This window comes from Allobosea caraganae (assembly GCF_003351345.1).
Classification (GTDB): domain Bacteria; phylum Pseudomonadota; class Alphaproteobacteria; order Rhizobiales; family Beijerinckiaceae; genus Allobosea; species Allobosea caraganae.
Map to the genome: position 1 here is coordinate 345905 of NZ_QQTO01000037.1, position 12974 is coordinate 358878.

Sequence of the window (12974 nt, forward strand, 5' to 3'; positions counted from 1 at the left end):
ACGGGAGCGTCCCTTCCGCACCGGCCTCCGGCCGGCTGCCCTGTCCAACGATGGCTTCGCTCCGATGAGAAACTTCGAACTGCCCGGCCGCTCCATGGCCGTCGCCCGCCACGGCATGGCCGCGACCTCCCATCCGCAATCGACGCTGGCCGCGGTCAACGTACTCCAGCGCGGCGGCAACGCCATCGACGCCGCGGTCGCGGCGGTCGCGGTGCAGGGCGTGGTCGAGGCCGGCTCGACCGGCATCGGCGGCGATTGCTTCGCGCTGATCTCGAAGGGCGGCACCACCGACATCACCGCCTATAACGGCTCGGGCCGGGCGCCGGCCGCGACGGACCTCGCCCTCTTCGAGCAGCAGGGCATCGACAAGATCGGCCCGCAATCGCCGCATGCCGTCACCATTCCCGGCGCGGTCGAGGCCTGGGCCCGGCTGGTGCGCGACCATGGCAAGCTCGACCTCGGCGAATTGCTCCAGCCGGCGATCAAGCTGGCGCGCGAGGGCTACGCCATCACGCCGCGCACCGCCTACGACCTCGGCCAGCAGGTCGAGCACCTCATAGCCAATCCGGTTTCGCGCAAGACCTTCCTGAACGGCGACAAGGCGCCCGAGATCGGCACGGTCCACACCCAGCCGCACCTCGCCGACACGCTGGAGGCCATCGCCAATCACGGCCCCGACGCCTTCTACAAGGGCGCCATCGCCGACGACATGGTCGAGACCCTGCAGAGCCTCGGCGGCGTGCAGACGCAAGCCGATTTCGCTGCCGCCAAGGGCGAGTACGTCAAGCCGGTCTCGACCGAGTTCCGCGGCCGCTCCGTCTTCGAGTGCCCGCCCAACGGCCAGGGCATCACGGCGCTGCTGATCATGAACATCCTGTCGCGCTTCAAGCCGAAGCCCGGCCCGCTCGACATCGACAACCTGCATATCGAGATCGAGGCGACTCGCCTCGCCTATGCCGCGCGCAACGCCTATGTCGGCGACAATGCCGGCGGCGCCATCGCCGCCCACATGCTCTCGGACACGCTCGCCGACGAGCTCGCCGCCATGATCGACCTCAAGCGCGCCGTGGCGCTGCCCGCCTTCTCCGAGGTCGAGCACAAGGACACGGTCTATATCAGCGTCGTCGACAAGGACCGCAACGCCGTCTCCTTCATCAACTCGCTGTTCTCGGTCTATGGCAGCGGCATCGTCAGCCCGCGCTCGGGCGTGCTCTTCCATAATCGCGGCCAGAGCTTCTCGCTCGTGCGTAACCACCCCAACCAGATCGCGCCCGGCAAGCGCCCGATGCACACGATCATCCCGGCCATGGTCGCCAGGGACGGCAAGGTGAACCTGTCCTTCGGCGTGATGGGCGGGCACTACCAGGCGATGGGCCACGCCCATGTCCTGTCCAAGCTCTACGACCACGGCATGGACCTGCAAGGCGCCCTCGACCTGCCCCGCCTGTTCCCGCTGCCCGGCACGAAGACGGTCGAGACCGAGGAGATCCTGCGCAAGCTGCATGGCGAGGAGCTCACCCGCCGCGGCTTCGAGGTGGTGGCGCGGCCGAGCCCGATCGGCGGCGGCCAGGCCGTCGCGATCGACTGGCAGAACGGCACGCTCTCCGGCGCCTCGGACTGCCGCAAGGACGGCATGGCGCTGGGCTACTGAGCCCGGCCGCGCTTCGTTTGGGCATAATGCGATTGCGCGGAAACCTCTCCGCGTCATCCCGGACAAGCGGCGAAGCCGCGCCGCTCCGGGATCCATCGTAGGGCTCGGAGCTTTACGATGGATCCCGGAGCTCCGCTTCGCTACGTCCGGGATGACGGCGCTTGATTCTGGCCGATCACGGCATGCCCCTCAACCGCGGCGGAGCGCTGCCTCGACAGCGTTCACATAGGTCTGCGACGTCTTCAGCGTCGCGGTCTCGGCGAGTGAGAGCATTGCGGCCGGGTCGACGGTCGCTCCCGCCCGGCTCGCCGCGACCTTGTCCCGGATCGCCCGCCAGCGCTCGTTCGCCGCGCTGTGGAGCTGCTTGGCGTCGATGTCGGACGGGGCCTCGATCTCGATCGTCAGCAGGTCGAACCGGCCCTCGCCATGCGAATACTGCCAGCCCATCAGCTTGCAACCCGGCAGCGTCGCGACGAGCGCGAGCAGGAAGGGCTCCAGCGCCGCGCGTTCGATCGGCGCGAGGATCACGTCGTCATGGGCGAGCTGGATCATCCGCGTCTGGCGATGCGGCGGATCGGCCCGGCGGGCAAAGCCGTCCAGGCCGCTATTCTCCAGCAGCACCGCGTTGCAGATGAAGATGCAGCGATTGCAGATCGCCGTCGCGCCCGGCCCGGCGATGAGGGCCTCCGCCATCCGCCGGTCCTGGCCGCAGAAGGAGCAGACCACCGCTTCATTGGCGCGGCCCGTCAGCAGGGACCAGGCGCCGGCAAATCTCGTCGTCAGGTTCATTGCGCCTCCGATTCGACGCTGGTCTCGAGCGAAGCCGCCTTAAAGCACGCGATGCAGGTAAAGAGACAAGTTGCAGTACGGTTCCGGTTCAGCCTGCGCCGGCCGCCTCGATCCCCCGCGCCCATGTCTCGATCTGGCTGGCGGCGACACTGTGAGCGTGCACTCGTGAACGCGTTTCAGCCCCAGCGCCTGAGCGCCTGGATGACGAAGGACACGCCGCCCAGCGCAACGACGCCGTCGAGCAGCAGGCCGTGGACCTTGAGCGGGATGCGGGCGAGCAGCGCCTTGGCGAGCCAGGCGCCGGGGACCATGCAGATCCCGATCACCGCGCCGAGCCAGACCTGAGCGCTGGTCAGCACAGCCGCCTGCCCGAAGACCAGCGTCTTGGTCAGATGCATGGTCAGCCCGACGATCGCATCGGTCGCGACCAGCGCAGCACCCGCAAGTCCGGCACCGAGCAGGATCGGGATCATCAGGAGCCCGCCGCCGATCGTCGTGCCAGAGAGGAAGCCGAACACGGCGGAGGCGACGAGCAGGCCGGTCGGCCCCATCTGGAAGCGCTGGCCGGCAAGCAGGCGCTTCAGCACCACGACCAGGATCAGGAAGAGGCCGAGCACCAGCGAGATCGCCGCCTCGTTGAGCTTGGTATAGAGCACCGCGCCGGCAAAACAGCCCGGCACCGCCGCGAGCAGGATGCGTCCTGCGACCCACCAGTCGATCAGCTTCCAGAACGCGCCGACGCGGGCGACATGGCTGAGCAGCATCGCGACGCTGATCGTCTGCACCACGGCGGCGACGCCGATGATCGGCGCCAGCACCAGCGAGAGCACGATCGCGCCGCCGGAGCCGGTGAGCGCGCTCAGCAGCGAGCCGACCAAGGCGGCGGCGCCGACGGCAAGCGCGGTCGCCGCCTGCGCGGCCGATCCGAGCAGAGCCGGGTCGGCCAGCAGGTTCATGGCAGATAGGCCCCGCCATTCACGTGCATGGTCTGGCCGGTGAGGTAGCGCCCGTTCGGCCCGGCGAGATAGCGCACCATCGCCGCCACCTCCTGCGGCCGGCCGCGCCGGCCGAGCAGCGTGGTGCGGTGCTTGTGATGGTCCGGCTGCGCCGCCGAATGGCCGCCGCGCACCGTGTCGATCAGGCCGGGAGAAACGAGGTTCACCGTGATCTGGCGCTCGGCCAGCTCCTGCGCCAGCGCCTTGGTCAGCCCGTCCAGCCCCGCCTTGGCGGTGACGACATGGGCGCGCTGCTTGGCGCCGGTATAGGCCGTGAGCCCGCCGATATTGATGATCGCGCCTGCCCCGCTCGCCGTCAGCGCCTCCAGCGCCGCCTGCGAGCACAGGAACGGCCCATCCAGCGTGACGCCGAGCACCTGGTGCCACTGCGCCAAGGTCATCTCGTCGAAAGCCACCTCGCCGCGGATGGCGGCGTTGTTGACGAGGATATCGATGCGGCCGAAGCGCTCGAGCGTGGCCGCGACCGCGGCGCGCACCGAGTCGGGCTTGGTGACGTCGGCCAATTGCCACGCAGCCTTGCCGCCCTCGGCCTCGACCGCTGCCGCCATCTCGCCGAGCCCGGCCTCATCCGAGAGCGCCACGCCCATCACCGCCGCCCCGCCGGCGGCGAGCTCGAGCGCAATGGCGCGGCCGATATTGCGGGCGGCGCCGGTGATCAGCGCGACCTTGCCGTCGAGTTCAGCCATCGCTTCAGCCCCGCGCCGCCGTGAGGTCGACGCTACCGCCGGCCGCAATCCTGTCCAGCGCCGCTTCGACCTCACCGGAGCGCCGGCGCTCCCAGCCGCCGAAGGCCGCGTTGTCGTGGAACTTCTGCAGGATGTCGGCGGTTGAGAGCGGCTCATGCGCCCCGCCGCGCATATGCGGCTGGCGCGCCTCGCGCACCGTGCCGTCCCTGAGCGTAGCCTTGATATGGCCGCTGAAATTGCGCGGGTACTCGTTGGCGGGGTCGATGACATAGGAGACCTTGGCGGCGAGGGCCCGCACGCTGGCCTCGGCCACGCGCTCCTCGGTGAACTGGCCCAGGCCCGCGCCACCATCCATGAAGCCGACGGCGATGCAGTACGGCGTCGAGAACTTCGCGGCATAGGCGTTGGGCGGCGACTGCTTCAACGCCAGCGGCTCCCAGAGCCGGTGAACCGTGCCCTCGCCGACCTCGCATTCCAGGCTGACGATGTCCTCGGCCTTGACGCCCTGCTTCGCCAGCGCGATGGCGCAATCGACGAAGGGCTGGGTCATGGTCCCGCAGGCATAGGGCTTGAAGGCGAGCGTCTCGAGGATCCAGCTCTCGCCGAGCCCGTCGAGCAGCGGCGCGAAGTCGGGCGTCTTCGACGGCGCGAAGGCGCGGTAGAAGCCGTGATGGCCCTCGATCACCGTCGCCGGGCCGAGGAAGCCCGCCTCCGCCAGGAAGGCGGCGCGGATGCCGGCCTGCGCGGCGGCTCCCGCATGCAGCCGCTTGGTCCAGCTGCCATCGGCGAGGTACTCGATGATGCCCGAGGCCAGGCTGCCGGCGATGCCGATCGCATGCGCGATCAGCTTCGGCGGCAGGTCGAGCGCACTCGCCACCGCAGCCGCGGCGGCCGGCGCGCCGATCACGGCCGTCGGGTGGAAGCAGGCCTTGTGGATCGCCTGCGGCGCGACCAGGCTCATCCGGCACATCAGCTCGGTGCCGACCGCGATGCCGCGCAGCACCGCCTCGCCCGAGAGCCCGCGATGCTCGGCGGCAGCCAGCACGGCCGGCACGATCACCGCGCCGGCATGGACCGGCCCGCCTTCGAAGGTGTCGTCGAAATCCTCGCCATGCGCCGCGGTGCCGTTGACCAGCGCGGCGTCATAGGGGCCCAGGCCCCCGGCATGGCCGATCGCGGTGGCGCTGCCCTGCGACGCCGTCGAGGCCAGCGCGGCGCGGACATAGTCGGTGTGGCGGGCGGCGACGCAGAGCCCGGCGACGTCGAGCATGAGCAGGCGCACGGTCTCGCGCGCCCTCGGGCCGACCGTCGCATGGGCGGCAAAGCTGCCGAGCCGCAGCGCGATCGGCTCACCGGCGATGGAAGACTGGTGGTTCACGCGTGCGCATCCTTGAGCTTGGCATTGCGCGCGTCGCGGAATTCGCGGACGAGCGAGAGGGTGACGAAGACGGCAGAGGCAAGCAGCAGGCCGATCGCGATCGGATCTTCGAGGAAGATCGAGTATTCGCCGCCGGAGAGCAGCAGCGAGCGGCGATAGCTCGACTCGACCATGTGCCCGAGCACGACGCCGAGGATCAGCGGCAGGAACGGATAGCCGGCGCGGCGCATCATGTAGCCGACGAGGCCCATGCCGAGCGCGATGCCGAGATCGGAGATCGAGGTGTTGAGCGTGAAGATCCCGGACAGGATCAGCGCCAGGATGAAGCCGGCGAGATAGGCCCGCGGCCGGTTCACCAGCCAGACGCAGATCGGCAGCAGCAGGATGCCGACGACGATCTGCGCCAGCGTGGCGATGAACGAGCCGACATAGAGCCCGATCACGACGTCGGCATTCTGCTCGAACAGGCGCGGCCCCGGCAGCAGGCCGTGGATCAGCAGGCCGCCGAGCAGCACCGCAGTCGAGTTCGAGCTGGGGATGCCGAAGGAGAGCAGCGGGATCAGCGCGGCGCTCGCCACGGTGTTGTTGGCGGTCTCGGGCGCGGCAACGCCTTCTTCAGAGCCCTTGCCGAACTTCTCCGGCTCCTTCGACCAGCGCTTGGCCTCGTTATAGGACAGGAAGGCCGCGATCGAGCCGCCGCCGCCCGGCGTCAGCCCCTCGAAGGTGCCCAAGATGCAGCCGATGAACTGCGAGCGCTTCAGCTTGTTCATCATGCTCAAGCTCGGCAGGCGCACCCGCACCTGCTCGCCGATGCTGCCGAGCCCCTTCGAGCCCGACTGCATCATCAGCTCGCTGACCGCGAAGACGCCGATCATGATCAGCACCGGCTCGACGCCGCCGAGCAATTCCGGGCTGCCGAAGGTGAAGCGGGTCACGCCCGAGATCGGGTCGGTGCCGATCGTCGAGATCATCAGCCCGACCACTGCGGCGGCCAGGCCCTTCAGCAGCGAGCCGTTGGTCATCGAGGCGATGACGCTGAGGCCCAGGATGCCCAAGGCGAAATAGGAGGTCGGCTTGAAGGCGAGCGCGACCCAGGAGAGCGGCTCGGTCATCACGATCAGCATGACCAGGCCGAACAGGCTGCCGATTACGCCGGACCAGAGCGAGATGCCGAGCGCCTCGCCGGCGCGGCCCTGCTTCTTCATCTCGTAGCCGTCGATCACGGTCGCGGCGGCGGAGTTGGTGCCGGGCGTGCGGATCAGGATGGCCGGGATCGAGCCGCCATATTCGGCGCCGATATAGGTGCAGGCCAGCATCACGATCGCCTGCACCGGCGCCATGCCATAGGTGAAGGGCAGCAGCAGCGCCATGGTGATCGAGGCCGAGATGCCCGGCAGCGAGCCGCCGACGATGCCCCAGGTCAGGCCGATGATCGAATAGAAGATGATCGGCGAGCCGAACAGCAGGTCGAACGCGATACCGAGCGAATGCATCATCGCCTCCTAGAGCATTTTCGGGCGAAGCGGAGACCGGATCGCGTCAGGAAAATGCGTCAAATCAAATCGTTAGAAGAACCAGCCGGAGGGCTGATGCACGCCGAGGATCTTCACGAAGATGCCCCAGAAGGCGGTCGCCCCGCCGATGGCGATGACGAGCGTCTTCCAGTTGCGCGGCGCGCCCTCGTAGAGCGCGACGGAGCCGATCAACAGCGCGATCGACGGCAGGTAGCCGATGATCGGCACCAGCACGACATAGGCGACGCCGAAGGCGAGAAAGCCGAGCGCGCGCGGCACCGGCGAGACGTGGTCGTCATCCTCGGCCGGCGCCGGCGCGCTCGGCGCAGGCCCGGCCGCCGGCGAGAGCGCCCCGGCCATCACAGCCCGCGCCGTCAGGATCAGGCCGAACCCGGCCAGCACATAGGCCAGGATGCGTGGCAAGCCGGTCGCGCCGACATCGTCGGACAGCGTGCTGTCCGCGATGTCGCCGATGGCCCAGTAATAGGCGCCGGCGATGGCCAGCACGGCGATGCCGCCGGCCAGATCCTTGAGAGCCGCTTGCTCACGCATGGTAGAGGTCTTTCCGAATGGATTTCGGGCGTATTCAGCAGCCGGATGGCGGCGTCACTTCAGGACGCCGCTCTCCTTCAGGAAGGCTTCGGTGACCGAGCCGAAATTCTGGACGAAGCCCTGGTACTTGTCGTGCGGGATGACGTTCGCGACCAGGCTCTCGGCCTTGTAGACCTTCTGGTAGTCGGGATCGGCCAAGAGCTTCGGCACGGCCTCGTCCCAGATCTTGGTGATCGCCGGCGGCAGGCCCTTGGGGCCGGCAAGGCCGCGGAACTTCTCCAGCACCACGGCGTAGCCGGATTCCTTCACCGTCGGGATGGCGGGGAAGGCCTCCATGCGCTGCGGGTCGAAGGTCGCGAGCAGGCGGATCTTGCCGCCTTCGAGCTGCGGCCGCAGCTCCGGGATTTCGCCGACGCCGATATCGAGCGTGCCGTTGAGCACGTTGATCATCAGGTCGCCGCCGCCCTCGTGCGAGACCACGGCCGGGAACACCGCCGCCGCCTTCTTGAGCTGCTCGGCCGCCTGGCGCTCCAGCGAGGCCGGGTTGGCCGCCCCCCAGCGCCCGCGCGAGACCTGCGCCTTGTCGATCACGTCCTTCAGGGTTTTGAACGGGCCGTCGGTGCGGGTGTAGATCACCTCCGAGTCGGTGAAGAAGTTCACCAGCGGCTCGACGTCCTTGTAGCTGTGCTGCGTCTTCGAGAGCAGCGAGGTGTAGATGTAGGTCGGCGTCGTCGCGTAGAAGACGCTGCCATCGGCCGGCGCCGTCGCCAGCCGCGAGATCGCGCGGGCGCCGCTGCCGCCCTGGACGTTCTCGACGATGAAGGTCGCCTTGATGTACTTGGGCAGGTGCTTGGCCATCTCGCGCAGGAAGACGTCGCTGCCGCCTCCCGGGCTGGAATGGGTGACGAGGGTCACCACCTTGTGCGGATAGTCGACCGGTGTCTGCGCGGTCGCATTGCTTGCCGACCAGGCCGAAAGGCTGGCGGCGACGGCTGTGGCGATGGCCAGATGACGCATGATTTCTCTCCCGAATGACGTGAATGGGCCTCCCTGCATCGGAGAGGCCTCGTTTGGATAACCCGCTGGCATTGCGCCGCGCTGACGTTGGGTCGTTCTGGTTGCAGCCCTGTCAGTGCGCGGCGCCGCGCAGCGGCCTTGCGGCAGTGGTGGTGTCGAAAACGAGCTGTTCGACGAGCGTCTCGATCCGCGGCAGGGCGTCGACGCCCCAGGCCAGTTCGAGCAGCTTGTCCTGAGCGGCGTCGGTGATGGCGCCCTCGGCGCACATCCGGAACTTGGCTTCGAGATCGGCATCGCTGATCGGGTTGTCCGGCCCGCCGCGATAGCGCTCGTCGGCCCACTCGACGAGGGTGCGGCCGTCCTTGGTCTCGACCTCGATGCGCGAGCGGATCTTGTCGTAGCCGCGCGCGTCGATCTCGGGATCGCCCAGCACCTCCGTGCGCTTCTGCACGTCCTGCATCGCTGCGCCCGCGACGAACTCGTCGCTGAACTCGTGATGGCTGGCGCGGCGGCAGAGCGCGATCATCGAGAGCAGCGCCGGCATCGAGAATTTTGCCTGGAGATGGTTCTGCGCCAGCGGGTAGCGGATCGGCTCGAGGATGTTCTTGCCGGCAAAGAAGCGGATGCGCTCGATCTGCTCGGGCTTGAGGTCGTGCTTGAGCACCAGCGCCAGCATCGCATCCATCGACTGGTGGGTCAGGATGCCGGACGGATAGGGCTTGATGCTGATGCCGGGCTCGACGATCGTCAGCGTCTGGCCGAAGCCCTGCGGCAGCTTCTCTTCGGAGAGCCCCTCGCCCATCACCTGGAAGAAGCCCCAGGCGCCGTCGAGCGCGGCCGGATCGGCGGTGAAGCCGCGCGCCGCCAGCAGCGCCGCGGTGACGCCGTTCTCCGAGGCGCGCCCGACATGGAGCGGCTTGGTCATCGTGCCGAAATTGCAGCGGATACCAGCGGCGAAGCTCGCCGCGATGCCGAGCGCATGCGCCGCCTCAGCGCCCTTGAGGCCGAGCAGCTTGGCGGCGGCGGCAGCGGCGCCGAAGGTGCCGACCGTGCCGCTGGTGTGATGGCCGCGGCGGTAATGGCGCGGCGTCATCCATTCCGAGATCTTGCACTCGACCTCGAACCCGGTCTGGAAGGCGAGCATGAAGCGCTTGCCGTCGACGCCGCCGAGGCGCTGCGACATCACCAGCGCAGCGGTCAGCGGCGGCACGGAGGGGTGGGTCAGCAAGCCGTAGACATGGCGCGGGTCGTTCGAGACCTGCGTGTCGTCCCAGTCATGGGCATGGCCGGCCGTGCCGAGCACGCGCGCCGCCAGCGCGGCGGGAACGCGGGTCTGGCCATGGCCGATCAGCAGCGCCTCGGCCTTGCCGCCGGTCTCGGCCGCGTCAGCCGCCAGCATGCGCACCGAGCCTTCCAGCCCGCCGGCGAGATACAGGCCGAGCGTGTCGATGATGCAGCGCCGGCCGATCCGCAGCGCCTCGGCCGAGAGGCTGTCATAGCTCGCCGTCTCCATGAATTCGACGGCGGAGGCGGTGACGTGGTTCAGCTCAGTCATGGCGTATCCGGTTTTCTCTTGAACGAAATTCGTCAGTTGGTCAGGCGCGGCGCCTGCGCCTCGGCCTTCTGGTAGGCGGCGAGCAGGCGCGCCTTGGCACGGGCGACATGGTCGGAATGAGCGCGCTGCGCCCGCTCGGGATCGCGGGCGGCGACCGCCTCGACCATCTCGCGATGCTCCGAATTGGAGACTTCGAGACCGCCGCCCTGCACCAGGCTGCGGGCGCGGAACAGATGCAGCTTCTTGACCAGCCCGCGATATTGCGCGGCGAGCGTGGCATTGCCGCAGGCGTCGATGATGAATTCGTGGAAGGCGAGGTTGAGCGGGTAGTAGCGGTCGAAGTCGCGGCTGCGCGCCGCTTCTTCCATCTGCTCCAGGTACTCCTTCAGCCGCGCCACCTGCGCATCGCCGACGCGCTCGGCCAGGAGCTTGCCGGCGAGCCCGAACAGCACGGTGCGCACGTCGTAGATCTCGATCGCCTCCTCCACCGCCGGCTGGCGGATGAAGACGCCGCGATTGGGGATGAGCTCGACCAGGCCGAGCCCTTCGAGGGCGCGCAGTGCCTCGCGCACCGGGCCGCGGCTGGTGCCGAAGCGCGTCGCCAGCAGGTTCTCGTTGACGCGCTTGCCCGGCGGGATCTCCCCGCCAAGGATCGCCTTCTCGATCTCGCGTTCGAGCACGCCCGACAGCGAGCGGGTCCGAAGGATCGTCAGGGCATCTTCCGTTGCGTTCATGGCGGCCGGTTATAATCGCAGATTGAAAACTGTCAACAGTTTGCAGAATGAGAAATCGTAGGCTTCCCGACCCTATACCGCTCCCTCGCCGTCATGGTGCCCTTGTGGCGTACCCTCCGCCGTCATGCTCGGGCTTGTCCCGAGCACCCACGTCTTGACCACGATGAAGCTTGGCCAGGGTTTGCGGGTAAAGCGCGAGCCCTCATGGCAGCCGGCACACTCGCCATCCGCGCCGCAAGACGTGGATGCTCGGCACAAGGCCGAGCATGACGGCGGCGGGCGCTATGAGGGGTGGAAACGGGGATAACCTTCCAATTTATCCCCGCCCCCTCAAACCGCCCGTATTCTCCGCTCGCTCCGCCCGACCAAGGGGGCTGTCGCGAGGCATCGTGCGGCCGGGCGGAGTGCGGTTTTCGCAAGGTCGTGCCGTTGCGGGCATGGACGGCGGAGGCGTTGGAGGGCCGCCGGGCAGGTGGCTCAAGCTGCTTGGTCCCTGAGTCGGGATAAAGAAGGCCGCCAGCGCATCAAAGACCCGCGCGCGGGGTCGGTGTGGCCGTACTTGGCGGTGACATCGACACTTCCATCGACATCGACAAGGCGCGCGCACCGTCGAGGCGCGCTGCCGCATCCGGCCCCGCGCATCCCCCTGGATACGCCTGGACGACCCGAGATCCTCGCGGCGAAAGCCGGCGGGGGTTTCGGCGCGCGCCAGACTTCATCGCCCCGACCGGCCTCCCTCGTCATGGTCGCCCTTGTGGGCGACCATCCACGTCTTGAACGCCCATCGCAGGCAAAGACGCGGATGCTCGGGACAAGCCCGAGCATGACGGCGGAGGGCAGGCCTTCGGCTCGGCGTTGCCGCGCAGGGGCCATGCCGCCTCGTCATGCCGCCCGCCTTGATCCCGGGCGACGGCGCCACGAAGTCACCTGGCGAAAGCTAGGACAGGGGCACGACATGGCGGATATCGAACTCGGGCTGGACACGTTCGGCGACGTCACGCGCGGGGCGGACGGCCAGCTCCAGTCGCACGCGCAGGTCATTCGCGACGTGATCGCGGAAGCCGTGCTGGCCGACCAGCTCGGCATCGACTTCATCGGCCTCGGCGAGCATCACCGCTCCGATTTCGCCATCTCCTCGCCCGAGACCGTGCTCGCCGCGATCGCCGGGCGCACCAGCCGCATCAGGCTCGGCTCGGCCGTGACGGTGCTGAGCTCGGACGACCCGATCCGCGTCTTCCAGCGCTTCTCGACGCTCGACGCTGCCTCGAACGGGCGCGCCGAGGTCATCCTGGGCCGCGGCTCCTTCACCGAATCCTTCCCGCTCTTCGGCTTCGAGCTCTCGCAATACGAGACCCTGTTCGAGGACAAGCTCGACCTCTTCGCCGCCCTGATCAACGAGGACGTGGTCAGCTGGCAGGGCACGACGCGGCCTCCCCTGGTCAACCAGCGCGTCTTCCCGCCAGTAGAGGTCAAGCCGCTCAAGACCTGGATCGGCGTCGGCGGCAGCCCGGAATCGGTGGTGCGCGCCGTGCGCTACGACCTGCCGCTGATGCTGGCGATCATCGGCGGCGACCCGGCGCGCTTCAAACCCTATGTCGACCTCTATCACCGCGCCTATGCCCAGCTCGGCAAGCCGGCGAAGCCGATCGGCGTGCATTCGCCCGGCTATGTCGCCGAGACCGACGAGCAGGCGCGCGAGGAGTTCTGGCCCGACTACAAGGTGATGCGCGACCGGATCGGCGCCGAGCGCGGCTGGCCGCCGATGGCGCGGGCCGAGTTCGAGCAGGAGGTCGAGCGCGGCTCGCTCTATCTCGGCTCGCCCGAGACGGTCGCCCGCAAGATCGCGGCGACGGCCAAGACGCTCGGCATCGACCGTTTCCAGATGAAGTACAGCGCCGGGCCGCTGCCGCACGACAAGCTGATGCGCTGCGTCGAGCTCTACGGCACCAAGGTGATGCCGCTCGTGCGCGAGATGCTGGCCTAGAGCATCGGACCGAAAAGTGGAATCCGATTTTCGAGAAAATCCGATGCAATAACAAAAGCCTAGATCGCTACTTTGCGTCCGAAAGGACGCACGGCGAT

The 12974-nt window shown here is 68.4% G+C and carries 11 protein-coding genes; 2 read left to right on the forward strand and 9 right to left on the reverse strand.

Going from position 1 to position 12974, the window contains the following annotated elements:
* Positions 1 to 64: 64 nt before the first annotated feature.
* The gene (ggt, locus tag DWF00_RS26155; protein WP_114828267.1) at positions 65 to 1651 is read left to right on the forward strand and encodes a gamma-glutamyltransferase; all 1587 of its coding nucleotides are present in this window, start codon (positions 65 to 67) and stop codon (positions 1649 to 1651) included.
* 189 nt (positions 1652 to 1840) lie between these two features.
* Here the strand turns inward: ggt and DWF00_RS26160 are convergent, their stop codons facing one another.
* From DWF00_RS26160 to DWF00_RS26200, 9 genes are all read right to left on the reverse strand, one after another.
* A complete protein-coding gene (locus DWF00_RS26160; RefSeq protein ID WP_114828266.1) occupies positions 1841 to 2440 on the reverse strand; it encodes a ClpX C4-type zinc finger protein in 600 nt (199 codons plus the stop codon).
* Positions 2441 to 2616: 176 nt separating this feature from the next.
* On the reverse strand, positions 2617 to 3396 hold the full coding sequence (locus DWF00_RS26165) for a sulfite exporter TauE/SafE family protein (RefSeq protein WP_114828265.1): 780 nt from the start codon (positions 3394 to 3396) through the stop codon (positions 2617 to 2619).
* Complete coding sequence (locus DWF00_RS26170; protein ID WP_114828264.1) at positions 3393 to 4142, reverse strand: SDR family NAD(P)-dependent oxidoreductase; 750 nt, start codon at positions 4140 to 4142, stop codon at positions 3393 to 3395. The genes DWF00_RS26165 and DWF00_RS26170 overlap by 4 nt, the downstream gene beginning before the upstream one ends.
* Positions 4143 to 4146: 4 nt before the next feature.
* The gene (locus DWF00_RS26175) at positions 4147 to 5520 is read right to left on the reverse strand and encodes an MmgE/PrpD family protein (RefSeq protein WP_114828263.1); all 1374 of its coding nucleotides are present in this window, start codon (positions 5518 to 5520) and stop codon (positions 4147 to 4149) included.
* A complete protein-coding gene (locus DWF00_RS26180; protein ID WP_114828466.1) occupies positions 5517 to 7013 on the reverse strand; it encodes a tripartite tricarboxylate transporter permease in 1497 nt (498 codons plus the stop codon). Before DWF00_RS26180 ends, DWF00_RS26175 begins: the two co-directional genes overlap by 4 nt.
* A 72-nt stretch (positions 7014 to 7085) precedes the next feature.
* The gene (locus DWF00_RS26185) at positions 7086 to 7586 is read right to left on the reverse strand and encodes a tripartite tricarboxylate transporter TctB family protein (protein ID WP_114828262.1); all 501 of its coding nucleotides are present in this window, start codon (positions 7584 to 7586) and stop codon (positions 7086 to 7088) included.
* A 54-nt stretch (positions 7587 to 7640) separates the two neighbouring features.
* The gene (locus DWF00_RS26190) at positions 7641 to 8603 is read right to left on the reverse strand and encodes a tripartite tricarboxylate transporter substrate binding protein (RefSeq protein ID WP_114828261.1); all 963 of its coding nucleotides are present in this window, start codon (positions 8601 to 8603) and stop codon (positions 7641 to 7643) included.
* 112 nt (positions 8604 to 8715) lie between these two features.
* Positions 8716 to 10158 (reverse strand): MmgE/PrpD family protein, encoded by a 1443-nt coding sequence (locus tag DWF00_RS26195; protein WP_114828260.1) that lies wholly within the window; start codon positions 10156 to 10158, stop codon positions 8716 to 8718.
* Positions 10159 to 10190: 32 nt separating this feature from the next.
* On the reverse strand, positions 10191 to 10892 hold the full coding sequence (locus DWF00_RS26200) for an FCD domain-containing protein (RefSeq protein ID WP_114828259.1): 702 nt from the start codon (positions 10890 to 10892) through the stop codon (positions 10191 to 10193).
* 955 nt (positions 10893 to 11847) lie between these two features.
* On the opposite strand from DWF00_RS26200, the gene DWF00_RS26205 reads away from it, so the two are divergent.
* Entirely contained in the window at positions 11848 to 12876 is a 1029-nt protein-coding gene (locus DWF00_RS26205; RefSeq protein ID WP_114828258.1) for an LLM class flavin-dependent oxidoreductase, read from the forward strand.
* Positions 12877 to 12974: the final 98 nt, after the last annotated feature.

What these genes read in the sequence shown, in the direction of transcription:
- DWF00_RS26200 (WP_114828259.1), bottom strand. Translation starts at nt 10,892, where the DNA reads ATGAACGCAACGGAAGATGCCCTGACGATCCTTCGGACCCGCTCGCTG.
- DWF00_RS26160 (WP_114828266.1), bottom strand. Translation starts at nt 2,440, where the DNA reads ATGAACCTGACGACGAGATTTGCCGGCGCCTGGTCCCTGCTGACGGGC.
- ggt (WP_114828267.1), top strand. Translation starts at nt 65, where the DNA reads ATGAGAAACTTCGAACTGCCCGGCCGCTCCATGGCCGTCGCCCGCCAC.
- DWF00_RS26195 (WP_114828260.1), bottom strand. Translation starts at nt 10,158, where the DNA reads ATGACTGAGCTGAACCACGTCACCGCCTCCGCCGTCGAATTCATGGAG.
- DWF00_RS26180 (WP_114828466.1), bottom strand. Translation starts at nt 7,013, where the DNA reads ATGCATTCGCTCGGTATCGCGTTCGACCTGCTGTTCGGCTCGCCGATC.
- DWF00_RS26205 (WP_114828258.1), top strand. Translation starts at nt 11,848, where the DNA reads ATGGCGGATATCGAACTCGGGCTGGACACGTTCGGCGACGTCACGCGC.
- DWF00_RS26190 (WP_114828261.1), bottom strand. Translation starts at nt 8,603, where the DNA reads ATGCGTCATCTGGCCATCGCCACAGCCGTCGCCGCCAGCCTTTCGGCC.
- DWF00_RS26185 (WP_114828262.1), bottom strand. Translation starts at nt 7,586, where the DNA reads ATGCGTGAGCAAGCGGCTCTCAAGGATCTGGCCGGCGGCATCGCCGTG.
- DWF00_RS26165 (WP_114828265.1), bottom strand. Translation starts at nt 3,396, where the DNA reads ATGAACCTGCTGGCCGACCCGGCTCTGCTCGGATCGGCCGCGCAGGCG.
- DWF00_RS26170 (WP_114828264.1), bottom strand. Translation starts at nt 4,142, where the DNA reads ATGGCTGAACTCGACGGCAAGGTCGCGCTGATCACCGGCGCCGCCCGC.